The organism is Streptomyces sp. ADI95-17, from assembly GCF_003846175.1.
In the GTDB taxonomy this organism is placed as follows: domain Bacteria; phylum Actinomycetota; class Actinomycetes; order Streptomycetales; family Streptomycetaceae; genus Streptomyces; species Streptomyces sanglieri.
In genome coordinates this window covers 1225767-1249815 of record NZ_ML123044.1, presented here as the reverse complement: position 1 = coordinate 1249815, position 24049 = coordinate 1225767, and the positions used below count along the sequence as shown (strand labels likewise).

At 72.2% G+C, this 24049-nt stretch carries 24 protein-coding genes; 17 read left to right on the top strand and 7 right to left on the bottom strand.

Going from position 1 to position 24049, the window contains the following annotated elements; all coding sequences use genetic code 11:
- The first annotated feature begins 48 nt into the window (after window positions 1-48).
- The 4 genes from EES42_RS05465 to glmM all read left to right on the top strand — a co-directional run bounded on the left by EES42_RS05465 (window position 49) and on the right by glmM (window position 4860).
- The gene (locus EES42_RS05465) at window positions 49-1677 is read left to right on the top strand and encodes an ABC-F family ATP-binding cassette domain-containing protein (RefSeq protein ID WP_206433405.1); all 1629 of its coding nucleotides are present in this window, start codon (window positions 49-51) and stop codon (window positions 1675-1677) included.
- Between the two features lie 575 nt (window positions 1678-2252).
- Window positions 2253-2696 carry a 50S ribosomal protein L13 gene (gene rplM, locus EES42_RS05460; RefSeq protein ID WP_072486702.1) on the top strand — a complete coding sequence of 148 codons (444 nt, stop codon included), beginning with the start codon at window positions 2253-2255 and terminating at the stop codon, window positions 2694-2696.
- Window positions 2697-2740: 44 nt separating this feature from the next.
- A complete protein-coding gene (rpsI, locus tag EES42_RS05455; protein ID WP_030979658.1) occupies window positions 2741-3268 on the top strand; it encodes a 30S ribosomal protein S9 in 528 nt (175 codons plus the stop codon).
- Between the two features lie 233 nt (window positions 3269-3501).
- The gene (gene glmM / locus EES42_RS05450) at window positions 3502-4860 is read left to right on the top strand and encodes a phosphoglucosamine mutase (protein WP_124716927.1); all 1359 of its coding nucleotides are present in this window, start codon (window positions 3502-3504) and stop codon (window positions 4858-4860) included.
- Here glmM and EES42_RS05445 read toward each other — a convergent pair.
- The 5 genes from EES42_RS05445 to EES42_RS05425 form a co-directional block, all read right to left on the bottom strand.
- Window positions 4857-5837 carry a DUF389 domain-containing protein gene (locus EES42_RS05445; RefSeq protein ID WP_124716926.1) on the bottom strand — a complete coding sequence of 327 codons (981 nt, stop codon included), beginning with the start codon at window positions 5835-5837 and terminating at the stop codon, window positions 4857-4859. The two genes, glmM and EES42_RS05445, sit on opposite strands and share 4 nt — an antisense overlap.
- 19 nt (window positions 5838-5856) lie before the next feature.
- Window positions 5857-6852 (bottom strand): type I pantothenate kinase, encoded by a 996-nt coding sequence (gene coaA / locus EES42_RS05440; RefSeq protein WP_124716925.1) that lies wholly within the window; start codon window positions 6850-6852, stop codon window positions 5857-5859.
- A 194-nt stretch (window positions 6853-7046) separates the two neighbouring features.
- Window positions 7047-8033, bottom strand: a complete 987-nt coding sequence (locus EES42_RS05435) for a CU044_5270 family protein (protein ID WP_124716924.1) — start codon at window positions 8031-8033, stop codon at window positions 7047-7049.
- A complete protein-coding gene (locus tag EES42_RS05430; RefSeq protein WP_124716923.1) occupies window positions 8021-8623 on the bottom strand; it encodes an RNA polymerase sigma factor in 603 nt (200 codons plus the stop codon). The genes EES42_RS05435 and EES42_RS05430 overlap by 13 nt, the downstream gene beginning before the upstream one ends.
- A 190-nt stretch (window positions 8624-8813) precedes the next feature.
- Window positions 8814-10529, bottom strand: a complete 1716-nt coding sequence (locus tag EES42_RS05425; RefSeq protein WP_124716922.1) for a hypothetical protein — start codon at window positions 10527-10529, stop codon at window positions 8814-8816.
- A 214-nt stretch (window positions 10530-10743) separates the two neighbouring features.
- Between EES42_RS05425 and glmS the strand changes: the two genes are divergently transcribed.
- From glmS to EES42_RS05385, 8 genes are all read left to right on the top strand, one after another.
- Window positions 10744-12591, top strand: coding sequence for a glutamine--fructose-6-phosphate transaminase (isomerizing) (glmS, locus tag EES42_RS05420; protein ID WP_124716921.1), 1848 nt, complete (start codon window positions 10744-10746; stop codon window positions 12589-12591).
- 20 nt (window positions 12592-12611) lie between these two features.
- Complete coding sequence (locus EES42_RS05415; protein ID WP_124716920.1) at window positions 12612-12980, top strand: holo-ACP synthase; 369 nt, start codon at window positions 12612-12614, stop codon at window positions 12978-12980.
- 4 nt (window positions 12981-12984) lie between these two features.
- The gene (locus EES42_RS05410; RefSeq protein WP_124716919.1) at window positions 12985-14454 is read left to right on the top strand and encodes an NAD(P)H-hydrate dehydratase; all 1470 of its coding nucleotides are present in this window, start codon (window positions 12985-12987) and stop codon (window positions 14452-14454) included.
- A gap of 50 nt (window positions 14455-14504) precedes the next feature.
- Complete coding sequence (locus tag EES42_RS05405; protein WP_124716918.1) at window positions 14505-14888, top strand: DUF488 domain-containing protein; 384 nt, start codon at window positions 14505-14507, stop codon at window positions 14886-14888.
- Between the two features lie 62 nt (window positions 14889-14950).
- Window positions 14951-16105, top strand: a complete 1155-nt coding sequence (alr, locus tag EES42_RS05400) for an alanine racemase (RefSeq protein ID WP_124716917.1) — start codon at window positions 14951-14953, stop codon at window positions 16103-16105.
- 93 nt (window positions 16106-16198) lie between these two features.
- Window positions 16199-17455, top strand: coding sequence for an alpha/beta fold hydrolase (locus EES42_RS05395; protein WP_124716916.1), 1257 nt, complete (start codon window positions 16199-16201; stop codon window positions 17453-17455).
- Complete coding sequence (tsaE, locus tag EES42_RS05390) at window positions 17424-17954, top strand: tRNA (adenosine(37)-N6)-threonylcarbamoyltransferase complex ATPase subunit type 1 TsaE (RefSeq protein WP_124716915.1); 531 nt, start codon at window positions 17424-17426, stop codon at window positions 17952-17954. The genes EES42_RS05395 and tsaE overlap by 32 nt, the downstream gene beginning before the upstream one ends.
- 191 nt (window positions 17955-18145) lie before the next feature.
- Complete coding sequence (locus EES42_RS05385; RefSeq protein ID WP_124716914.1) at window positions 18146-18325, top strand: hypothetical protein; 180 nt, start codon at window positions 18146-18148, stop codon at window positions 18323-18325.
- Window positions 18326-18360: 35 nt separating this feature from the next.
- On the opposite strand, the gene EES42_RS05380 is transcribed toward EES42_RS05385, so the two are convergent.
- Window positions 18361-18924: a hypothetical protein gene (locus EES42_RS05380; RefSeq protein ID WP_241196246.1), complete on the bottom strand. Its 564-nt coding sequence runs from the start codon at window positions 18922-18924 to the stop codon at window positions 18361-18363.
- Between the two features lie 153 nt (window positions 18925-19077).
- Between EES42_RS05380 and tsaB the strand changes: the two genes are divergently transcribed.
- The 4 genes from tsaB to EES42_RS05360 are packed head-to-tail and all read left to right on the top strand — an operon-like array spanning window position 19078 to window position 21642.
- Window positions 19078-19740, top strand: a complete 663-nt coding sequence (tsaB, locus tag EES42_RS05375) for a tRNA (adenosine(37)-N6)-threonylcarbamoyltransferase complex dimerization subunit type 1 TsaB (RefSeq protein ID WP_241196245.1) — start codon at window positions 19078-19080, stop codon at window positions 19738-19740.
- Entirely contained in the window at window positions 19737-20252 is a 516-nt protein-coding gene (rimI, locus tag EES42_RS05370) for a ribosomal protein S18-alanine N-acetyltransferase (protein WP_124716913.1), read from the top strand. Before tsaB ends, rimI begins: the two co-directional genes overlap by 4 nt.
- Window positions 20252-21358 carry a tRNA (adenosine(37)-N6)-threonylcarbamoyltransferase complex transferase subunit TsaD gene (gene tsaD, locus EES42_RS05365; RefSeq protein WP_124716912.1) on the top strand — a complete coding sequence of 369 codons (1107 nt, stop codon included), beginning with the start codon at window positions 20252-20254 and terminating at the stop codon, window positions 21356-21358. The genes rimI and tsaD overlap by 1 nt, the downstream gene beginning before the upstream one ends.
- Window positions 21355-21642: a hypothetical protein gene (locus EES42_RS05360; protein WP_124716911.1), complete on the top strand. Its 288-nt coding sequence runs from the start codon at window positions 21355-21357 to the stop codon at window positions 21640-21642. Before tsaD ends, EES42_RS05360 begins: the two co-directional genes overlap by 4 nt.
- 5 nt (window positions 21643-21647) lie before the next feature.
- Here the strand turns inward: EES42_RS05360 and EES42_RS05355 are convergent, their stop codons facing one another.
- The gene (locus tag EES42_RS05355) at window positions 21648-22358 is read right to left on the bottom strand and encodes a TetR/AcrR family transcriptional regulator (RefSeq protein WP_241196244.1); all 711 of its coding nucleotides are present in this window, start codon (window positions 22356-22358) and stop codon (window positions 21648-21650) included.
- Between the two features lie 136 nt (window positions 22359-22494).
- Between EES42_RS05355 and EES42_RS05350 the strand changes: the two genes are divergently transcribed.
- Entirely contained in the window at window positions 22495-24039 is a 1545-nt protein-coding gene (locus EES42_RS05350; RefSeq protein WP_124716910.1) for a DHA2 family efflux MFS transporter permease subunit, read from the top strand.
- Window positions 24040-24049: the final 10 nt, after the last annotated feature.

Here is a 24049-nt window from a genome sequence, read left to right as displayed (position 1 = left end):
CTAGAGGAGACGTAAACCGGTTGGGCCAGTGCTTCGCGGGCCGTGACAATGCTGTGTATGGGACATCTTGAAGCGGGCCATCTGGAGTACTACCTACCGGACGGGCGGGTGCTGCTCGGCGATGCTTCGTTCCGGGTGGCGGACGGGGCCGTGGTCGCCCTGGTGGGGGCCAACGGGGCCGGCAAGACGACACTGCTCAGGCTGCTCGCCGGGGACCTCCAGCCGCACGGCGGCTCCGTCTCGGTGAGCGGCGGGCTCGGCGTGATGCAGCAGTTCGTGGGCTCGGTGCGGGACGAACGCACGGTCCGGGACCTGCTCGTCTCCGTCTCCCAGCCGCGCATCAGGGAGGCGGCCCTCGCGGTCGACCGGGCCGAGGAGCTGATCCTCACCGTCGACGACGAGGCCGCGCAGATGAAGTACGCGCAGGCCCTGAGCGACTGGGCGGAGGCGCGCGGGTACGAGGCCGAGACCGTCTGGGACATGTGCACCATGGCAGCGCTCGGCGTCCCGTACGAGAAGGCGCAGTGGCGCGAGGTGCGCACGCTCTCCGGCGGTGAGCAGAAGCGTCTGGTGCTGGAGGCGCTGCTGCGCGGCCCCGACGAGGTGCTGCTGCTCGACGAGCCGGACAACTATCTCGACGTGCCCGGCAAGCGATGGCTGGAGGACCGGCTCAAGGAGACCCGTAAGACGGTCCTGTTCGTCTCGCACGACCGGGAGCTGCTCTCCAGGGCCGCCGAGAAGATCGTCAGCGTGGAGCCGAGCCCGGCGGGCAGCGACGTGTGGGTGCACGGCGCCGGCTTCGACACGTACCACCAGGCGCGCAAGGACCGGTTCGCCCGGTTCGAGGAGCTGCTGCGGCGCTGGGAGGAGGAGCACGCCCGGCTGAAGGCGCTGGTCCACCGGCTGCGGCAGCAGGCGGCGATCAGCCCCGACATGGCGTCCCGCTACCGGGCGATGCAGACCCGCTTCAAGAAGTTCGAGGACGCGGGCCCGCCGCCGGAGCCGCCGCGCGAGCAGGACATCAAGATGCGGCTGCGCGGCGGCCGGACCGGGGTACGCGCGGTGACCTGCAAGAACCTTGAGCTGTCCGGCCTGATGAAGCCGTTCGACCTGGAGATCTTCTACGGGGAGCGGGTCGCCGTCCTCGGCTCGAACGGATCGGGCAAGTCGCACTTCCTGCGGCTCCTCGCGGGCGAGCAGGTCGCGCACACCGGGGAGTGGAAGCTCGGCGCCCGGGTCGTACCGGGCCACTTCGCACAGACCCACGCCCATCCCGAGCTGCTCGGGCACTCCCTCGTCGAGATCCTGTGGACCGAGCACGCCAAGGACCGCGGCGGGGCGATGTCCGTGCTGCGCCGCTACGAGCTGGAACGGCAGGGCGACCAGCCCTTCGAGAAGCTGTCCGGCGGCCAGCAGGCACGGTTCCAGATCCTGCTCCTGGAGCTGGCCGGCACGACCGCGCTGCTGCTCGACGAGCCGACGGACAACCTGGACCTGGAGTCGGCGGAGGCCCTCCAGGACGGTCTTGAGGCCTACGAGGGAACGGTGCTGGCGGTCACCCACGACCGCTGGTTCGCGAAGTCCTTCGACCGCTACCTGGTGTTCGGCTCCGACGGGGTCGTACGCGAGACGACGGAGCCGGTGTGGGACGAGCGGCGGGTGGAACGGGCCCGGTGACGCGGTTGCTCCACGGTCCGGGGTGCGCCTTGCCCGGGTGGGTGGGGTGGTGACCCTCCGGGGAGACTCCTCGGAAACGGCGTGTTCACCCGGGTACGTGAGGGGCCCGGGTCGTACGCCATTTCCTGCGGGGACTCCCCTGCGGGTCCCCACTCGGGCCGTCCTGCGTCTCCACGCCGGCACATCCGCTGTCGCAGACGCGCGGCGGCCGGGTTCGGGGGCGTGCAGGGGAGTCCCGCAGGACGACGAGCGGACATCCGGGTGCGGCCGCGTCACGGCGGAGCGTTCGGACGGAGCCCCCGGCAGCGGGGCCGGCCAGGCCGGGGAACCCCGCTGCCGCCCGCCCGGGGGCCACGCGTTTTGACCCGTCCGGGGCGGGGCGGGTAGTCTCGTCGATTGTTATGCGTATTGGCTTCGTCGTTCTCACGCGTAGGGCCCTTACGTAGGTTCTCTGGAGCAGTTACCAGTGGCTCGCATACGGGCAGCGTCCCCGGCATTGTGAGCCCCAGCTGCATGATCGCTTCAGAGGTGCCATGTGTCTGGACCCCATCCACTGAAGAAGCGAAGGCTACGAAGTGCGTACGTACAGCCCCAAGCCCGGCGATGTGACGCGCCAGTGGCACATCATTGACGCGCAGGACATCGTCCTGGGTCGTCTCGCCACCACGGCTGCGAACCTCCTCCGCGGCAAGCACAAGGCGATCTACGCCCCCCACATGGACATGGGCGACTTCGTCATCATCATCAACGCCGAGAAGGTTCACCTCTCCGGCAACAAGAAGACCCAGAAGATGGCGTACCGCCACTCCGGGTTCCCGGGTGGTCTCCGCTCCGTCCGTTACGACGAGCTGCTCGCCAAGAGCCCCGAGAAGGCCGTCGAGAAGGCCATCAAGGGCATGATCCCCAAGAACAGCCTGGGCCGTCAGATGCTCTCGAAGCTCAAGGTCTACGCGGGCGACCAGCACCCGCACGCTGCTCAGCAGCCGGTCCCGTTCGAGATCACCCAGGTCGCGCAGTAGTTCCGGCCTCCCCCTAAGACCAAAAGAAAGATCTGAGGAGAATCGTGGCCGAGACCACTGTTGAGAACCCCATCGAGGGCACCGAGGGCGAAGAGGTCTTCGCCGAGGTGACCACCTTCGAGTCCGAGGTTCCCGTCGAGGGCGAGTACACCAGCGAGTCGCTGGCGTCCCGCTTCGGCGACCCGCAGCCCGCCGCCGGCCTTGGCCGTCGGAAGAACGCCATCGCCCGCGTCCGGATCGTTCCGGGCACCGGCAAGTGGAAGATCAACGGTCGCACCCTTGAGGACTACTTCCCCAACAAGGTGCACCAGCAGGAAGTCAACGAGCCCTTCAAGGTGCTTGAGCTCGACAACCGCTACGACGTCATCGCCCGCATCTCGGGTGGCGGCGTCTCGGGTCAGGCCGGCGCCCTGCGTCTCGGCGTGGCCCGTGCGCTGAACGAGGCGGACGTGGACAACAACCGCGCCCCGCTGAAGAAGGCCGGCTTCCTCTCCCGTGACGACCGTGCGGTCGAGCGCAAGAAGGCCGGTCTCAAGAAGGCCCGCAAGGCCCCGCAGTACAGCAAGCGCTAAACCGCCTGCTCATCTGCTTTACACGTTCGCCCCGGCGGCACTTCTCGTGCTGCCGGGGCGTTCGTTTATCGGAACCCTCGGGCGTATAACGGCATAAGACGTTCATAGGCTTGTTTGTGATGGCTTTGTGTTGCCCGGCGGTCGGTGCGCGGTGTTCCGCGCATCCTGTTGCTGTGTTGCTTTGCTTTGGTTGATTTGGTTTTGCGGTTTCGGAGCATCTTCGGAGGACACCAGTGGGACGACTCTTCGGCACGGACGGTGTGCGCGGTGTCGCCAATGCGGATCTGACGGCCGAGCTGGCGCTCGGTCTCTCGGTCGCGGCGGCGCATGTTCTCGCCGAGGGGAGCACCCTCGACGGGACCCGGCCGACAGCCGTGGTGGGCCGTGACCCACGTGCGTCCGGAGAGTTCCTGGAGGCCGCCGTCGTGGCCGGTCTCGCCAGCGCCGGCGTGGATGTCCTGCGCGTCGGTGTGCTGCCCACCCCGGCGGTGGCGTATCTCACCGGTGCGCTGGGCGCCGACCTCGGTGTGATGCTCTCCGCGAGCCACAACTCGATGCCGGACAACGGTGTCAAGTTCATCGCGCGCGGCGGTCACAAGCTCTCCGACGAGCTGGAGGACCGCATCGAGTCGATCTACCAGCAGCACCGCGCCGGCGAGCCGTGGGAGCGCCCGACCGGTGCCGGTGTGGGGCGCGTCACCGAGTACGCGGAGGGCTTCGACCGTTACGTGGCCCACCTCGTCGCGGTCCTGCCGAACCGGCTCGACGGGCTGAAGGTCGTGCTCGACGAGGCGCACGGCGCGGCCTCCCGGGTCTCACCCGAGGCCTTCGCGCGGGCCGGCGCCGAGGTCATCACGATCGGCGCGGACCCGAACGGCCTGAACATCAACGACGGCTGCGGTTCCACCCACCTGGAGCCGCTGAAGGCCGCCGTCGTCGAGCACGGCGCCCACTTCGGCATCGCGCACGACGGCGACGCCGACCGCTGCCTGGCCGTGGACTCCACCGGCGAGGAGGTCGACGGCGACCAGATCCTGGCCGTCCTGGCCCTCGCCATGCGCGAGGCCGGACAGCTGCGCAAGGACACCGTGGTCGGCACCGTCATGTCCAACCTCGGGTTCAAGATCGCGATGGAGCGGGAGGGCATCCAGCTCGTCCAGACCGCCGTCGGCGACCGCTACGTACTGGAGTCGATGAAGGCCGAGGGCTACGCACTGGGCGGCGAGCAGTCCGGCCATGTCATCGTCCTGGACCACGCCACGACCGGCGACGGCACGCTGACCGGCCTGCTGCTGGCGGCCCGGGTCGCCGCCACCGGCCGTACGCTCGCCGATCTGGCCGGGGTCATGCAGCGGCTGCCGCAGCTGCTGATCAATGTCCGCGACGTCGACAAGTCCCGGGTCGCCACCTCCCCGGAGGTCGCCGCGGCCGTGGCCGAGGCCGAGCACGAGCTGGGCTCCACCGGACGCGTACTGCTGCGCAAGTCGGGCACCGAGCCGCTGGTGCGGGTCATGGTCGAGGCGGCCGACATCGAGCAGGCCCGGGCGATCGCCGAGCGGCTGGCCGACGTGGTGAAGTCCGCGCTGGGCTAGCCCGCCTGCTTTGAAGACCCCTGATCGCCGGACGGGCCCGTGGCGAGGGCCGTCCGGCGGCGGTGGGCGGCCCACAGGGCCTTCTGGACCAGCAGGGTCAGGGTTCCCGCGACCACGATTCCGCCCAGGTTCGCCAGCAGCTGGGTCGTGGAGCCGGACATCTGGTGGTAGTCGCTGTAGCTGAACGCCACCGCCGCGTTGGCCGCGGCCGGCACGGTCGTCACCGAGATGGCGACGCCGATCAGCGCCCCGGACTTCGCCGAGGTGAGCGAGAGCGTTCCGGCGATCCCGGCCAGGAACGCCACCACGAACGACATCGCGTCCGGCTTCCAGATGAACGCCGTGTTGGGGCGGTCGGCCTCGATCATCGAGCGGGTGAACAGCCCGGCGGCGTCCATCAGCCAGGCGAACCCGGCGGTCAGCACCATCGCCACGGCGAAGCCGCCGATCAGGGCGTACAGGGAACGCAGCGCCAGTCGTGGCGCGCGCTGCACCAGGGCCGTGGAGATCCCGGCCAGCGGGCCGAACTCCGGGCCGACCGCCATCGCGCCCACGATCAGGATCGCGTTGTCGAGCATCACACCGCAGGCGGCGAGCATCGTCGCGACGGTGAGGAACGCCACGTACGTGACGCTGAACGTCGACTCCTCGTGGGTCGCCTCCGTCAGCTCCTCCCACAGCACCGCGTCCGCGCCCTCGCCCGGCGCGGCCTCCTCTGCCCTGTCGGCGTGCGCGGAGAGCGTCAGGTCCATGTTCTCGACGGTGATCGAACCGGACTTGTCGATCCCGAGGCGGCGCAGCGCGGAGATCAGCCCGTCGCCCGCCTCACGGGCCACATCGCACAGGATCATGTCGCCCGCCGGATCGCGGGCGGCCCCGGTCAGCACGACGAGATGTGTCGTACCGAGGGTGTCCTCCACCAGGCGCAGCACCTCGTCCGTACGGTCGGCGGGGACGATCAGGCGCAGATGCAGCACGTGGCCACTCCCGGGAGGCTCAGAGTTTGCGCAGGGACAGCCGCTGGACCTTGTGGTCCGGGCCCTTGCGCAGCACCAGGGTGGCACGGCCCCGGGTGGGTGCGACGTTCTCCACCAGATTGGGCTTGTTGATGGTCCGCCACATCGTCGCCGCGTACGCCATGGCCTCCTCCTCGGAGACCTGGGTGTACTTGCGGAAGTACGAGGACGGGTCCTGGAACGCGGTGTCGCGCAGCTTGCGGAAGCGGTTGAGGTACCAGGTCTCGATGTCCTCGGTGCGCGCGTCCACGTACACGCTGAAGTCGAAGTAGTCGGCGAGACCGACCCTGGTCCGGCCGTCGCTGCCGGGCATCGCGGGCTGGAGCACGTTCAGCCCCTCGACGATCAGGATGTCGGGGCGGCGTACGGTGAGCCGCTGGTCCGGCACGATGTCGTAGATCAGGTGCGAGTAGACGGGTGCGGTCACCTCGTCCTTGCCGGCCTTGATGTCGGCGACGAACCGGGTCAGGGCGCGCCGGTCGTACGACTCGGGGAACCCCTTGCGCGACATCAGCCCGCGGGCCCGGAGCTCCTTCATCGGCAGCAGGAACCCGTCCGTGGTCACCAGCTCGACGCGCGGATGCTCGGGCCAGCGGGCCAGCAGGGCCTGGAGGATGCGCGCGGTGGTGGACTTGCCGACCGCGACACTGCCCGCGACGCCTATGACGAACGGGGTGCCGCGCTGCGCGCCGTGGCCGTTGCCCGCGTCCCCGAGGAAGGTGTTCAGGGCGCCGCGCAGGCCCGAGGTGGCCTGGACGTAGAGGTTGAGGAGCCGGGACAGCGGGAGGTAGACGTCCCGCACCTCGTCGAGGTCGATGACGTCCCCGAGTCCGCGCAGCCGCTCCACCTCGTCGGCGGTCAGCGGCAGCGGAGTCTTGTCGCGCAGCGCGCTCCACTCGGCGCGGGACAGATCGACGTACGGCGTCGCCGCGTGCTCGGCGCGTCGGTGGGTGCTCCGTGGCGGCGAAGTGATCACGGGTTCATTGTCGCGGGAGTTCTGCCGCAGTGGGGGGTGGGCTCGGTCACGTGGGGAGGGGGACAGGGGTACCGCCGTCCTTGGTCACGGACGGGTGCCCGCCTTCTGCACCCGGGGTCACCGGCAGTTGCCGGCGGGGGCCGGTGTCCACACCCCTGTAGCGGACACCGGCCCCGGTTCGCCGCCCCGCGAGGTCAGGGCTTCTCGCCCTTGGCGTCGACGACGGCGGCCTCGGTCCGGGCCTCGCTCGTGAGGACCTGCCCGGCCTCGAACCTGAATGTCTGGCGCTCCACCTTGCCGTCGGAGAGTGTCTGCGCGTAGTCCTCGGCGACCACGAAGCGCTGACCGGCGTAGCCGAAGTCGTGCGGGTCGATCAGGATCTCCCGCTGCTCATGGCTGCCGTCCTCCTTCCGGGTGATGGCGATGGCCTCGCGCCCGGCCGCGTCCTTCACCAGATGGCCGGTGACGCGCACCCCGGGGATGGTGGCCATGGCGCGGTAGATCCGGGCGAGGGCGGCCGGTGCGACCGGGTACGCCTCGGCCATCAGTCCGATCGCGCGGAAGCTGTGCTGGGCCTCGCGCTCGGGAGGGTCCTCGGCCGTGTTCCCGGTCGGGTAGAAGGAGCGGATCTCCGCCAGCAGCCGCGCCGGGTCGTCGGGCAGGGCGTTCGCGGCCCGGTAGACCTGGCGCGCCGTGCGGTAGTCGGGGTCCTTGCCCTTCTCGGCCGCGGCGGAGTTGTCGTACGGAACCCAGCTGTCGGGGTCGTACGTCGCGGGGCCGAGGGACGCGCCGTTCTGGTCGCCCTGCGAGGCCCGCTGCGCCGTCCTGGTGTAGATCCACTGGTCGTCGCGCGGCTCCGGCCCGGCCGACTGCTTCTCCAGCGCGTCGGCGGCCTGGTTCAGCACCTCGGCCGGGCTGTCCAGCCGCAGGGTTCCGGTGGTCGACGCGGGCCCGGAGCGGGAGGGCGCGGCGGCGTCCCCGAGCTGGGTGCCGAGCACCGCCGCCACGGTGATCGCCGCGGCCGCGCCGACCGCGGCGAGCCGCCAGTCGGCCCGCAGCCGGCGGGCCCGGCGGCCCGAGGCCGCGGCCTCGGTGAGCCGCTGCCGGCCGGGGGCGAGCGTGCCGCGGTCAGGAACGGGTGCGTCCGCGCGGAGTTCGCGCAGCTGGGTCATTTCGTCCATGACGGGGTCAGCTCCATCGCGTCGGCGGGCGTGAACGAGGGGTCCGTGCAGAGGGCCTCGCGGACCTTGCGCCGGGCCCGGTTGAGCCGGGACCGTACGGTGCCGAGCGGGATGCCCAGCGCCTGGGCGACCTCCTGGTACCCGAGATCGGCCCAGGCGACGAGCAGCAGTACATGGCGGTCGCCGGGCGAGAGCGCGGCGAGCGCCGCCGCCAGCGGTGCCTGGGCGGCGATCCGGTCGTCGCAACGGTCGCTCCAGGACGCGGCCACCGGGTCCTGCCCGGTACGGGCCAGGGCCCGCAGCCCGCGCTCCTCGCTGCGCCGGTGCTTGCCGATGAGGTTCGCCGCGATCCCGTACAGCCAGGGGCGGGCGCTGCTCCGGGAGCGGTCGAAGCGGCGCCGGGAGCGGAAGGCGATGAGGAAGGTGTCCGCCGTGATGTCGTCCGCCGCGCCCTCCCCGAGGCGGCGGGCGGCATAGCGGTGGATGTCCGGGGCGTGACGGTCGTAGAGCCCGGCGAAGATCTCGGGTTCCTCCAGCGACTGCGCGATGACCTCGGCATCGTCGTCGGGGCTGGCCGGCGGTCCGGTCACATCGGCTCCTGGGGCTCGTCGGGCGGGCGTGTCACCCCTTGTTCCCCGCAGGGGCCGGAAAGGTTCACAGGGTAGGCGGAGCGGTGCGTGTGCCCGGATCCGCGGTGGGCTCGTACGCCACAGGAGCACGCCACAGGGGCACGCCCCCGACCGGGACGTGCCCCTGACGCCGGTGTGGCGGCCGGACCGCTCAGCTCTCCACGGGCTTCACGTCCGTGCACTTGGTGAACGGTTTCCAGGGGCGCGTGCCGTCGTCCTCGGGCTTCCCGGCGTACGTCGGGTTCCCGGTGATCGTCTGCTCGGTCTCCTCGTGCTCCACCGACAGGCCGAACAGCTTGAAGCCGAGGTTCACCGAGCCGGCGGCGACGCCGATGCCGATCGCGAGCGAGACGTCCCACCAGTCCTTGTTGACGTCGTAGTCGAGGCTGGTGACCTCGGCGTTGTCGTGGAGCAGCTTCTGTACGGGGCTCGCGTCGGCTGCGAGCGGATCCGCGGCGTCGCGCGGCGACGGGAGCGTGCCCTTCGCCGGCTGCTTGCCGCGACCGCGCAGCCAGTCCTCGACGGCGGCGCTCTTCTCGTCCGTGTCCAGGTCCACCGAGGCGGACTCGGTGTGCAGGGTGGACGTCGAACTGCCCGCGCCGCCCTCCACGCCGAGGGTCAGTCCGCTTCCTCCGGAGACCTCGACCTCCGTGGAGCCGTTGCCCTTGCCGGCGACACCGTCCTGCTGGCTCGTGGTGATCTCCAGCTTCTCCGGGTGGTGCGGCTCGTCGTCGTCCTTCTCCTTGTCGTACTTCTCCGCGTCGTAGGTGACGGCCACCTGCTGCATGTGGGTGCCCTCGCCGGACGCGCCCACCTTGCCCGCCGCGTCCGCCTCCAGCTTCCCGCTCATCGTGAAGGTGTAGACGAAGGTGATCTTCCCGGCGTCCTCGCCCGACTGGGCGCGCAGCACGGTCACGTCATCGCTCATCGACCCGGAGGCGCCCACGTTGGCAACGTTGTCGTCCTCGTCGGAGCCCTTGTGGGTGGAGAGCCCGAAGCCCACCTCGCCGGACGCCTCCGTGGTGGTCCTGCTGATGTCCACGTCCGGCGCCTTCTCCGGGTCCTGGTCCGGTACGAACCAGCTCGCCGCGGCCGAGCAGGCTATCTGCCCCTCGGGGTCGGGGTCGGTGGCGCACTCGTCGTTCTTGGCGAGGAGCTTGGCGTACTTCTTGGCGTCCTCGACGTTGTGCTCCAGGTCCTCCTGGAGCGAGGCGCCCTCCTTGTGGGCGTTGAACACCCACTGGCCGCCGCTGCCGGAGCTCCAGTTGTAGCCCCCGCTGAGCTCCGCCTGACCGCTCCAGTCGCCGAGCTTGCCGATGCTGGCGCTGACGCCGCCCTCGACGCCGGCGCCGACGTCCACGTTCCGGGAGAGGGTGACCGAACCGTCCGACCACTGCTCGATCGTCACCTGCTCCGAGCTGGAGATCTTGAAGAAGAGGATCTGGATCCGGGTGGTCGTCTTGCGGTCGTCCGAGGACAGCAGGCACTTGTCCGGCTCGAAGGGGTCCTCCTCGTCGTCCCCGGCATCGTCGCCCGACGAGTCGCTCGCGGCCGGAGTCGATTCGTCCGCCTCGTCGACATCGTTGTCAGAAGAGCCGTCGCCGCCGTCGCCCGGACCGTTGTCATCCGCGCCGGACCCGGCGCAGTCGCCCGCCTCGCCCGCGCCGATCGTGGCGACCGCCTCGCAGAGCCGCCCGCCGACGGCGACGCCCGCGCCGGACGCCTGGCCCGCCACCAGCATCGCCAGGATCAGGGCGAGGACGACGGCGCCGATGCCCACGTACTCGATCGCGGTCTGGCCCTCGCATCCCCCGCCCCTCCCGAACCGGCCCGTCCGCCACCGCATCCGGCCGCCGCTTCCCGTCATGCCGCCCCGCCCTTCGGTCAGCCCCCGTGCTTCTCCCGCGAGCTTTCGAGCGTAGGAACGGGTACGGACCGGAGACAGGGCCTGTGGACCCCATCGGGCGGCTGGGCCCCGGGCCCGGCCGCCCGCCGCACGCATCACGCCGTCCTCCCTGCCGCCCTGTTCGCCTTCTGCGACGATGCGGAGAAGAAGGGGGAGTGACCACGAAGGGAACGGTATGTGCGGAATCGTCGGTTACGTCGGTGGGCAGTCGGCGCAGGACGTCGTCGTCGCGGGGCTCAAGCGACTTGAGTACCGGGGTTACGACTCGGCGGGCATCGCGGTCCTCGCGGACGGCGGCCTCGCCGCGACGAAACGGGCCGGCAAGCTCGTCAATCTGGAGAAGGCGCTGGTCGAGGCGCCGCTCCCGGCCGGGACCACCGGGATCGGGCACACCCGCTGGGCCACCCACGGCGCCCCCACCGACTCCAACGCCCACCCGCACCTGGACAACGCGGGCCGGGTCGCCGTCGTGCACAACGGGATCATCGAGAACTTCGCCGCGCTGCGCGCCGAACTCGCCGAGCGCGGCCACGACCTGGCCTCCGAGACCGACACCGAGGTCGTCGCCCATCTGCTCGCCGAGGCGTTCTCCGCCTGCGCCGACCCGGCGGAGGCGATGCGGCAGGTCTGCCGCCGGCTGGAGGGCGCCTTCACCCTCGTCGCCGTGCACGCGGACGCGCCCGGCACGGTGGTCGGCGCCCGGCGCAACTCACCGCTCGTGGTGGGGGTGGGGGAGGACGAGTCGTTCCTGGCCTCCGACGTCGCCGCGTTCATCGCGCACACCCGCGCCGCGATCGAACTGGGCCAGGACCAGGTGGTCGAGCTGCGCCGGGAGGGCGTCACCGTCACCGACTTCGACGGACGGCCCGCCGAGGTCCGCAAGTACCACGTGGACTGGGACGTCTCCGCCGCCGAGAAGGGCGGCCACGACTACTTCATGCTCAAGGAGATCGCCGAGCAGCCGAAGGCCGTCGCCGACACCCTCCTCGGACGGATCGACGGCGCGGGCTCGCTCCGACTCGACGAGGTCCGCATCCCGCCGCACGAGCTGCGGGAGGTCGACAAGGTCGTCATCGTGGCCTGCGGCACCGCGTTCCACTCCGGGATGATCGCCAAGTACGCCATCGAGCACTGGACCCGCATCCCTTGCGAGACCGAGCTGGCCAGCGAGTTCCGCTACCGCGACCCGATCCTCGACCACCGCACCCTGGTCGTCGCGATCTCGCAGTCCGGCGAGACGATGGACACCCTGATGGCCCTGCGGCACGCCCGCGATCAGGGCGCGAAGGTCCTCGCCATCTGCAACACCAACGGCTCCACCATCCCCCGGGAGTCCGACGCCGTGCTCTACACGCACGCCGGGCCCGAGGTCGCGGTCGCCTCCACCAAGGCCTTCCTCACCCAGCTGGTCGCCTGCTACCTCGTCGCCCTGTACCTCGGGCAGATCCGGGGCACGAAGTGGGGCGACGAGATCCGCACCGTCATCCGCCAGCTCTCCGAGATCTCCGGCGCGGTCGAACAGGTCCTGGAGACCATGGAGCCGGTGCGCGAGCTCGCCCGCTCCCTCGCCGGTCACGACACCGTGCTCTTCCTGGGCCGCCATGTCGGCTACCCCGTGGCCCTGGAAGGCGCGTTGAAGCTCAAGGAACTCGCGTACATGCACGCCGAGGGCTTCGCCGCCGGTGAACTCAAGCACGGCCCGATCGCGCTCATCGAGGACGGCCTCCCGGTCGTCGTGGTGGTCCCGTCGCCGCGCGGACGGTCGCTGCTGCACGACAAGATCGTGTCGAACATCCAGGAGATCAGGGCCCGCGGCGCCCGCACCATCGTCATCGCCGAGGAGGGCGACGAGGCGGTCGTCCCGTACGCCGACCACCTGATCCGGATCCCCATTACGCCTACGCTGCTCCAGCCGCTGGTGTCGACGGTGCCGCTCCAGGTCTTCGCCTGCGAACTGGCCACGGCCCGCGGCAACGACGTGGACCAGCCGCGCAATCTGGCGAAGTCCGTGACCGTGGAGTAGCGAGGGATGAGGGAACGCGCGTGATCATCGGGGTCGGGATCGACGTGGCCGAGATCGAACGGTTCGACGCGGCGCTGGAGCGTACGCCGCAGCTGGCCGAACGGCTCTTCGTGGAACGGGAGTTGCTGCTGCCCAGCGGTGAGCGGCGGGGCACCGCCTCGCTCGCCGCCAGGTTCGCCGCGAAGGAGGCCCTCGCGAAGGCGCTCGGCGCGCCCGGCGGACTGCTCTGGACGGACGCCGAGGTGTACGTCGAGGACAGCGGGCAGCCCCGGCTGCGGGTCCGCGGCACCGTCGCCGCACGCGCCGCCGGGCTGGGCGTACGGCACTGGCACGTGTCGCTCAGCCATGACGCGGGGGTGGCGTCGGCCGTGGTGATCGCGGAGGGTTGAGCACATGCGTACCGCCTACAGCGTCCGGACCGTACGGGCCGCCGAACGGGCCCTGATGGCCCGGCTCCCCGAGGGCGCGCTGATGCAGCGCGCCGCCGCCGGACTCGCGGCGGCCTGCGCCGACGTGCTGCGGCGGCACGGCCGGGTCTACGGGTCACGGGTCGTCCTCCTCGTCGGCAGCGGCGACAACGGGGGCGACGCGCTGTACGCGGGCGCCCGGCTCGCCCGTCGCGGCGCCGGAGTGCGCGCCGTGCTCACCGCGCCGGGCCGCGCCCACGAGGGCGGCCTGGCGGCCCTGCTCGCGGCCGGCGGGCGGATCGCGGACGGCGTGGAGGGGTCGCGGGGCGCCGACGCCTGGGGCGGCCACATCGATCTCGTCGTCGACGGGATCACCGGAATCGGCGGCCGCGGCGGGCTGCGGCCGGACGCCGTCGAGCTGGTGCGGGCCTTCGCGGCGACCGGTGCGCCGCTGATCGCCGTCGACCTGCCCAGCGGGGTCGAGGCCGACACCGGCGAGGTGCTCGGCGAGGCGGTGCGCGCCGACGCGACCGTGACCTTCGGCACGTACAAGCCGGGCCTGCTCATCGACCCGGCCGCCGAACGGGCGGGCGCGCTGTACCTCGTCGACATCGGGCTCGGACCCGAACTGCCCGGCGTGCCCGAGCTGGAGGTGCTCCAGTACGCGGACGTCGCCGCGCTGCTGCCGGTCCCCGCAGCGGAGAGCGACAAGTACCGGCGCGGGGTCGTCGGCATCGTCGCCGGGTCCGCGCGCTACCCGGGGGCGGCGGTGCTGGCCGTCTCCGGGGCGCTGCGGGGCGGCGCGGGGGCCGTGCGGTACGTCGGACCGGGCGCCGGTGCGGTGATCGCCCGGCATCCGGAGACGCTGGTCCACGCGGGGCCGCCGTCGAAGGCGGGGCGGGTGCAGGCGTGGGTCGTCGGCCCCGGACTCGGTGACGGCGCGGAGGCCGCCGACGCGGTCCGCGACGTGCTGGCGGCGGACGTCGCGGTGCTGGTGGACGCGGACGGGCTGCGGCTGCTGGACGCCGGCGCCGTGCGCGAGCGCACCGCGCCGACGGTCCTCACCCCGCACGCCGGTGAGGCCGCCGCGCTGCTCGGCGTCCCGCGCGAGGAGGTCGAGGCGGGGCGGCTCGCCGCCGTACGGGAGCTGGCCGCCCGCTACCGGGCCACCGTGCTGCTCAAGGGGTCGACGACCCTGATCGCCACCGACGACCCGGACACCCCCGTACGGGTCAATCCGACCGGCACCTCCTGGCTGGCCACGGCAGGCAGCGGCGACGTCCTCTCCGGACTGACCGGCTCCCTGCTCGCCGCGGGCCTCGCCCCGCGCGACGCCGCGTCGGCCGGTGCCCATCTGCACGGACTCGCCGCCCGCCACGCCTCCGACGGCTCGCCCGTCGCCGCGCAGGACGTCGCGGAGGCGATCCCGGCGGCGTGGCGGGACGTGCGGGCCTGAGTGATCCTGGGCGCAGTCAGCACCGACCGCAGCCGACAGGAGGGCCGACCGTGGGCAGCAGCGACGTACGCGTACGCCGGGTGTACGAGCCGAAGGAGGACACCGACGGCACCCGTGTCCTGGTCGACCGGCTCTGGCCGCGCGGCGAGTCCAAGGAGAAGGCCGCGATCGACAAGTGGCTCAAGGACATCACCCCGTCGAACGAGCTCCGCGACTGGTACCACGAGGACCGCACCGCCACCCGCTACGACGAGTTCGTCGACCGCTACCGCGCCGAACTGGCCGACCCCGTCCACGCGGCGGCCGTCCACGAACTGGTCGAACTGGTCCGGGAGGGCGGCCCGGTGACGTTGATCACGGCGGTCAAGGACGTACCCCACAGCCATGTCCCGGTCATCGTCGACCACCTGGAACACGAGCTGCGCCATCACTGAGGGACGGCCGGGTGACCTGCCGCCCGAGGGCCCTGCCGTGCGCCTCTGAGAGACTGGGCGCGATGAACGAGACAGCGTCCTTGAGAGCCCGTGCCGAGATCGACCTCGCCGCGCTGCGCGCCAACGTGCGTGTACTGCGCGCGCGGGCGGCGGGTGCGCAACTCATGGCCGTCGTCAAGTCCGACGCGTACGGGCACGGGGCGGTGCCCTGCGCCCGCGCCGCGCTGGAGGCCGGGGCGACCTGGCTGGGCACCGCGACCCCGCAGGAGGCGCTCGCCCTGCGGGCCGCCGGACTCGGCGGCCGGGTGATGTGCTGGCTGTGGACCCCGGGCGGTCCCTGGCGCGAGGCGATCGAGGCCGACATCGATGTGTCGGTGAGCGGGATGTGGGCGCTGCGCGAGGTCGTCGCCGCGGCCGCGGAGGCGGGCGTCCCGGCCCGGATCCAGCTCAAGGCCGACACCGGCCTCGGGCGCAACGGCTGCCAGCCCGCCGACTGGCCGGAGCTGGTCGCCGCCGCCCGCGCCGCCGAGGACGCGGGCACCGTCCGGATCACCGGCCTGTGGTCCCACTTCGCCTGCGCCGACGAGCCCGGCCACCCCTCCATCGCCGCCCAGCTGGCCGTGTTCCGGGACATGGTGGAGCACGCCGAGAAGGCGGGCGTCGAGCCCGAGGTGCGCCACATGGCCAACTCCCCGGCGACGCTGACGATCCCCGAGGCCCACTTCGACCTGGTGCGTACCGGGATCGCGATGTACGGCATCTCGCCCAGCCCCGAGCTGGGCACCCCGGCCGACTTCGGGCTCCGCCCGGTCATGCGGCTCGTCGCGTCGGTCGCCCTGGTCAAGCAGGTGCCGGCCGGTCACGGGATCAGCTACGGACACCACTACACGACCTCCGCCGAGACCACTCTGGGCCTGGTGCCGGTCGGCTACGCGGACGGCATCCCGCGCCACGCCTCCGGCCGGGCGCCGGTCCTGGTCGGCGGCGTCGTCCGGCGGATCGCCGGCCGGGTGGCCATGGACCAGTTCGTCGTCGATCTCGGCGGCGACGAGATCGAGGTGGGCAGCGAGGCGGTGCTCTTCGGCCCGGGGGACCGGGGCGAGCCGACCGCCGAGGACTGGGCGCAGGCCGCCGACACGATCGCGTACGAGATCGTCACCCGGATCGGCACCCGCGTACCGCGCCTGCATCTGCACGCCACCCCGGCCGAGTCCTGACCGATCGAGCGCCGCTGACCAGGCACGATCGGATCACGACCGGAACGGACCGGCCCTGACCTGACGGATACGACCGACGAGGAGCGCGGCACGGTGAGCGAGATCGGTGCGGGGGACGCTGTGACGACGGCTGCTGCGGCGGTCGGCTGGCGCCGGGCAGGTATCGCCGGCGCCGCCATAGGCGTGATCGCGGCGGGGGCGGCGGCCGGTGTCGCGGTCGAGCGGCTCACCGTCGGCCGGGGCATGCGCAGAAGGGCCAGGCTGGCGCTGGACGCCACCGGGCCGTACGGCTCGCTGCGCGGACTGCCGGGCCGGGCCACGGCGGACGACGGCACCGAGCTGTACTACGAGGTCGACGAGGTCGAACCGGACGGCGCCGCGGACACCGGACCGGGCGGCGGGGGCGACGCAGCCGCCCCCGGCACCCGCCGCCGCAGGCTCTTCGGCCGCAAGGCCCCCGCGCCGGTCACCGTGGTCTTCAGCCACGGCTACTGCCTCAGCCAGGACTCCTGGCACTTCCAGCGGGCGGCGCTGCGCGGCCTGGTCCGCACCGTCCACTGGGACCAGCGCAGCCATGGCCGCTCCGAGCGGGGCCGGGCCCAGGCGGAGGGCGTGACGGTCGGCATCGACCAGCTCGGCCGCGATCTGAAGGCGGTGATCGACGCGGCGGCGCCCGAGGGCAGGCTGGTGCTGGTCGGGCACTCGATGGGCGGCATGACGATGATGGCGCTGGCCGACCAGTTCCCCGCGCTGATCCGGGACCGGGTCGCCGCCGTCGCCTTCGTCGGCACATCGAGCGGGAAGCTCGGCGAGGTCGACTTCGGGCTGCCGGTCGCGGGCGTGAACGCGGTGCGGCGGGTGCTGCCCGGGGTGCTCAGGGCGCTCGGCTCCCAGGCCGAGCTGGTGGAACGGGGCCGCCGGGCGACCGCCGATCTGTTCGCCGGGCTGATCAAGCGGTACTCGTTCGGTTCGCGGGACGTCGATCCGGCGGTCGAGCGGTTCGCCGAGCGGCTCATCGAGTCCACCCCGATCGATGTGGTCGCCGAGTTCTACCCGGCCTTCACCGAACACGACAAGAGCGGCGCGCTGCCCGCCTTCCGCGACGCCCCGGTGCTGATCCTGGCGGGCGACAAGGACCTGGTGACGCCCAGCTCGCACAGCGAGGCCATCGCGGACCAGCTCCCGGACGCGGAACTGGTCATCGTCCCGGACGCCGGTCATCTGGTGATGCTGGAGCACCCCGAGACGGTCACGGACCGGCTGGCGGACCTGCTGGTACGCGTCGGCGCCGTGCCGGCAGCGGCTAACGTTGGCGGACATGGAAGCACCGCACAACAGCCCGGCGACTGAGCTCGCCGAGGGCGCCGCGTCCGCCGCCGTCACCCTGAACCTGGCCGTCGAGTCCCCCGAACAGATGCAGGCGCTCGGCCGCCGGATCGCCGGGATCCTGCTCCCCGGCGACCTCGTGATGCTCACCGGGGAGCTGGGCGCCGGGAAGACGACACTGACCCGGGGCCTCGGCGAGGGCCTCGGCGTGCGCGGCGCGGTCACCTCTCCCACCTTCGTGATCGCCCGTGTCCACCCGTCGCTGACCGGTGGCCCGGCCCTGGTCCACGTGGACGCGTACCGCCTGGGCGGCGGGCTCGACGAGATGGAGGACCTGGACCTCGATGTGTCGCTGCCGGAGTCGGTGGTGGTCGTGGAGTGGGGCGACGGCAAGGTCGAGGAGCTGTCCGAGGACCGGCTCCAGGTGGTGATCGACCGCGCGGTCGGCGACACGGACGACGAGCGGCGCGAGGTGACGCTGATCGGGATCGGCGCGCGCTGGGCGGGGCTGCGCGAGTTCTAGGCCGGGTCCGGCGGATCCTGGCCGGGGCTGCGCGAGTTCCAGGTCGTTTCCGGCGGATCCTGGCCGGGGCCTGATTCCGACAGGCTGTCGGCAAATTGTTGCGCCGGGCGGCACGGGCGTGGTCACATGGATGGCGAGAGCGGGTTAGGTCTGCCTAACCACGCCTTCCACCGGAGCCTCAGGAGGCATCCATGACGACGTCCGCCGAACGTGAAGTGCCGCCGCCGCCATCGATGAGAGACCTGCTGGCGGCCTGCGCCGCGGCCACGGCGGTCTCCACGCCGCCACCGTCCGCGGACCGGGACGACGAAGCCCCGGCCGCCGCTCCCGTACCCCGTTCGGGGTCCGGCCTCGAACGACGGGCGGGGTGACCCGGCGGGCCGGACGAGCCGCCGGGCCGGGCGTCCTACGGGAGGACGACCACCTTCGTGCCCACCATCGCGAAGCCCCACATGGCGTCCCCGTCCTCCCGGGACATCCGCACGCCACCCGTCTTCAGCGTCGGGTCCGGGCTCTCCATCGAGCCGTCCACCGCCGCGCTGAACCCGACGGACGCGTCGTCCACCATCGCGAACCGCACCACGTGCTCGATCATCACGCCGTCCGAGCCCTTGGTGGGGGTGCCCTGGCGGGTGCCCACCTTGTAGGTCCCGGGCAGCGGGTTCAGCGCGCTCGGCATGACCTCGAAGTTCCGGGTCGCCTTCCCGTCCGCGTCGACGAGCCAGACCCGGCGGTCCGCCAGGGCGTACACGACCCGCTTCCCGGTGCCGGAGCCCTTGGGGAGCGCGGCCGGGCGCGACTTCTCCTTCGGCTTCGCGTGCTCGGTGGCGGTGGCGGTGGCTGAGGCCTTCGGTTTGGGGGCCGCGAGGCTGTCGGGGGCGTTCGCCGATGCCTGGAAGGCCAGGACGCCGACGGCGACCAGCGCCGCCGCAGTGAGCCCGGCCACGATTCCCGAGCTGCCCCTAGACACCGTGCGCGCCCCTTTCGCTTCCGTATGTCGTACAAGCGTTTAGCGTTTACGTCGTACCCGTGTGTGCACGGTGACGGTAGCAGCCGGGGCCGGGCGTGCCGGGACGCCGTACGGGGCGCCGTGCCTCCGTCGGCGGAGCCGTAGGCTGTTTGCGTGCTCTTGCTCGCCGTGGATACCGCCACCCCCGCCGTCACCGTCGCCCTGCACGACGGGACCTCCGTCGTCGCCGAGTCCGGACAGGTCGACGCCCGAAGGCACGGGGAGCTGCTGCTGCCCGCCGTCGACCGGGTCCTGGCCCGGGCCGGGGTGAAACTCGACGCCGTGACGGACGTGGTCGTCGGCGTCGGCCCCGGACCGTACACCGGGCTCCGGGTCGGTCTGGTCACCGCCGCGACCTTCGGCTCCGCCCTCTCCGTGCCGGTGCACGGGCTGTGCACCCTGGACGGTCTCGCGTACGCCGCGGGCCTGGCCGGGCTGGAGGGGCCGTTCGCCGTTGCGACGGACGCCCGCCGCAAGGAGGTCTACTGGGCGAGATACGACGACGCGCGCACCCGGGTCACCGGGCCCGCCGTCGACCGGCCCGCCGACATCGCCGGGCAGCTCGCCGGACTGCCCGTCGTCGGCGCGGGCGCGGTGCTCTACCCCGAGGCGTTCCCGGACGCCCGGGAGCCCGAGCACGTCAGCGCCGGAGCACTGGCCGCCCTCGCCGCCGAGCGGCTCGCCGCGGGCGCGGAGCTGCTGCCCCCGCAGCCGCTCTACCTGCGCAGGCCCGACGCCCAGGTGCCGAAGAACTACAAGGTGGTCACCCCGAAGTGACGAGCACGACTGCCGTTCTGCGCGAGATGCGCTGGTGGGACATCGATCCGGTGCTGGAGCTCGAACACGAGCTGTTCCCGGACGACGCCTGGTCGGCCGGCATGTTCTGGTCCGAGCTGGCGCACTCCCGCGGCCCCCGGGCCACCCGCCGCTATGTCGTCGCCGAGGACCCCGTCACCGGCCGGATCGTCGGCTACGCGGGGCTCGCCGCGGCCGGCGACCTCGCCGACGTACAGACGATCGGGGTCACCCGCGACCACTGGGGCGGCGGTCTCGGCTCGGTGCTCCTGACCGATCTGCTGAAGCACGCCACGGCCTTCGAGTGCGCCGAGGTGCTCCTCGAAGTCCGCGTCGACAACACCCGGGCCCAGAAGCTGTACGAACGCTTCGGCTTCGAACCGATCGGCTTCCGGCGCGGCTACTACCAGCCGGGCAACATCGACGCACTCGTCATGCGCCTCCACGCACAGGAACACGTGCGAGAGCACGTACAGGGAACAGAGACTGACTGATGGCTGACGAACCGCTCGTACTCGGCATCGAGACCTCCTGCGACGAGACCGGCGTCGGCATCGTCCGGGGCACCACCCTGCTCGCCGACGCCGTCGCCTCCAGCGTCGACACCCACGCCCGCTTCGGCGGCGTCGTCCCGGAGATCGCCTCCCGCGCCCATCTGGAGGCGATGGTCCCCACCATCGAGCGTGCCCTGAAGGAGGCCGGGATCAGCGCCCGCGACCTCGACGGCATCTCCGTCACCGCGGGCCCCGGCCTCGCGGGCGCGCTGCTGGTCGGTGTGTCGGCGGCGAAGGCGTACGCGTACGCGCTGAACAAGCCGCTCTACGGGGTGAACCACCTCGCCTCGCACATCTGCGTGGACCAGCTGGAGCACGGCCCGCTGCCCGAGCCGACGATGGCGCTGCTGGTCAGCGGCGGCCACTCCTCGCTGCTGCTCGCGCCGGACATCACCAACGACGTACGGCCGCTGGGCGCGACCATCGACGACGCGGCCGGCGAGGCCTTCGACAAGATCGCCCGGGTGCTGAACCTGGGCTTCCCCGGCGGCCCGGTCATCGACCGGCTGGCGAAGGAGGGCGACCCGGCCGCGATCGCGTTCCCGCGCGGGCTCACCGGTTCGCGCGACCCCGCCTACGACTTCTCCTTCTCCGGCCTGAAGACCTCGGTGGCCCGCTGGATCGAGGCCAAGCGCGCGGCGGGCGAGGAGGTGCCGGTACGGGACGTGGCGGCGTCCTTCCAGGAGGCCGTGGTCGACGTGCTCACCCGCAAGGCCGTCCGGGCCTGCAAGGACGAGGGCGTCGACCACCTGATGATCGGCGGCGGGGTCGCGGCCAACTCGCGGCTGCGGGCGCTGGCCGAGGAGCGGTGCGAGCGGGCCGGCATCCGGCTGCGGGTGCCGCGCCCCGGGCTGTGCACCGACAACGGCGCGATGGTCGCGGCGCTGGGCGCGGAGATGGTCGCCCGCAACCGGCCGGCCTCCGACCTGGAGCTGTCCGCGGACTCCTCGCTGCCGGTCACCGACACCCACGTACCGGGCGCCCACCCGTACACCCACGATCACGACCACGTGCACGAGATCAGCAAGGACAACCTCTACTCATGAGCGGTACGACCGTCGCGCTGATGTGGGAGGCCCGGGCCACCGACGGCCGGGGCGCCGAACTCCTGGAGTGGGCGCGGGCCCGTTCGGCGGAGCTGGCCCGCGAGCCGCTCCGCCGCGAGCTGCTGCGCGCCCCGCAGGACCGGGTCCTGGTCATCACCTGGTGGGAGGGCGCCTACGGCGATGAGCTGCCCGAACTCCCCGAGCCGGACGCCGGGCTGATCACCCGTCCGGTGCACCGCTGGCGCTTCGAGTCGCTGGGGGACACCGGACCCGCCGGGGGCTGACCGGTTCACCGGCCGGCGGCGGACCCCCGGCCCAGCAGGCCCCGGATGATCGCGTCGAGTTCGTCCGCCACGTCGTAGTCGGCGGCGTACGCGCGCCAGTCGTCCTTGATCGCGGCGAGCCGGGGCAGCGCCGCCGTGTCCTGGTCGGTCACCATCTCGGGGAAGAAGCGTCTGCTCGGCGGGGTCTGCGCGCGGCGTTCGGCGGCCCGGCGGAATATCAGGTCGCCGTAGACGTAACTCCAGATCGTCCGGTACGCGCGTACCGCCTGGGCGGGGGAGAGGCCGCAGGCGAGCGCCGAGTCGATGATCTCCTCGACCATCCACAGCGCGTTCTTGTCAGTCAGCTCGCCCAGCGCCAGGATGTCCAGCACCCACGGGATCCGCTCCAGGATGCCGTGCATGTGCACGGCCACGGCCAGCAGCCGCTCGCGCGGGTCCTCGGGCAGTTCGGGACGGGGGAAGGCGGCGGCGGTGCCCGACAGGGTGAGCATCAGCAGCTCGTCCTTGTCCTGCACGTAGTGGTAGAGCGCCATCGGCGTGGAGCCGAGCTCCTTCGCCACCCGCCGCATGCTCAGGGCGTCCACACCCTCTTCCTCGATGATGCGGCGCGCGATGGCGACCATCGCGTCCGGGTCGAGCCTGCGCGGCCGCCCCACGGATCGTTTCGCAGGAGCCCGGTTCGCAGCCGGCGCCTGCTTCTTCTCTGTACCTGACACCTGGGCATTGTCTCCCCCGCCGCCGTCCCCGTGCCTTCCGGGGCCGCCTCCCCGCGCCTTCCCCGGCCCTCCCGCCGCTAATTTCTATATGCGTACAATAATTCGCGATCGGGTGACCGCGGAGGAAGGGAAAGTCGTGGACGAACAGTCACGGGACACGCGTTGGCTGCTGGTGGTGGCTCTCGCCGTGCAGTTCATGGTGGCGTTGGACATGTCGGTGGTGAACGTCGCGCTGCCGGACATGCGCAGCGATCTGGGCTTCACGCCCCAGGGGCTGCTCTGGGTGGTGAACGCCTACGCACTGGCCTTCGGCGGGCTGCTGATGCTCGGCGGGCGGCTCGCCGATCTGCTCGGCAGCCGCCGGGTCCTGATGGTGGGCCTGGTGCTCTTCGGCGTGGCGAGCCTGGTCGGCGGGTTCGCCGGTTCGCCCAGCATGCTGATCGCCGCGCGGGCGGTGCAGGGGGCCGGCGCCGCGGCGCTCGCACCGGTCGCCTTCGCGCTGATCGCCCTGGCCTTCCCGGCCGGGCCGGCCCGCTCCCGGGCCCTTGGGCTGTGGGGCATGGCGGGCGCGGCGGGCGGCGCGGTCGGCGTGCTCGCGGGCGGGGTGCTCACCGACGCGGCGGGCTGGCGCGCGGTGATGCTGGTGAACGTGCCGATCGTGGCCTTCGCGCTGGTGGGCGCCGTGCGCGCCGGACTGCCGGGCGACCGGGGCCGGACCGGCGCCCGGCTCGACGTGGCGGGAGCGCTGCTGGCCACCGCCGGTATGACGCTGCTGGTCCTCGGGCTGGTCCGCACCTCGACCGACGCCTGGGGATCTTCCCGGACGCTCGGCACCCTCGGCGCGGCCGTGCTGCTGCTGATCGCCTTCGTCGCCGTCGAACTGCGCACCAGTGCTCCGCTGCTCCGCCCCGGGCTGCTGAAGGGGCGGCCGGTCCTGGCCGCGAATCTCTTCTGCCTGCTGCTCAGCTCCGGGCAGTTCGCCTCGTTCTACTTCGTCTCGCTCTACATGCAGCAGGTGCTCGGCTACGGGCCGACCGCCGCCGGTGTCTCCTTCCTGCCGTTCACGGCGGGCGTGGTGGCCGGCTCGGTCATCGCCACCCGTACGGTCGCGGCGTTCGGCACCGGACGGCTGCTGGCGCTCGGCGGCGTCCTGGCCGCGCTCGGCCTCGCCGGATTCGCCGCGACCGCCCAGGCCGACGGCAGCTTCCTGTACTCGATCCTCGGCCCGTCACTGGTCTGCAGTGTCGGCGTCGGGATGTGCTTCGTACCGCTCGGCACGGCGGCCACGACCGATGTGGCGCCCGACGAGACGGGCATGGCCTCCGGGCTGCTGAACAGCGCCCGCCAGGTGGGCGGCTCGCTGGGGCTGGCGATGCTGGTCACCGTCGCCGCCCGGGTCACCGGCGACGGACACCGCCCGGCCGATCTGGCGGCCGGGTACTCGGCGGCGTTCTGGGCCTGTGCCGCACTGCTCGTGGTCGCGGCGTGCGCGGCCCTGCTGCTGCTCCCGAAGACCTCGGCGCGGGGCGCCGGGGCGGCTGCGGAGGCCACCCCCGGGGCAGCCGCGAAGGCCGCCCCGGATGCCGCTCCGATGGCTGGTCCGGTGGCCGGTCCGGAGAATCCTCAGAAGAATTTCCAGGAACCTGTCGATCCGGACCGGGCCCGTTCGACGCAAGGGTGAGAGACGGGGA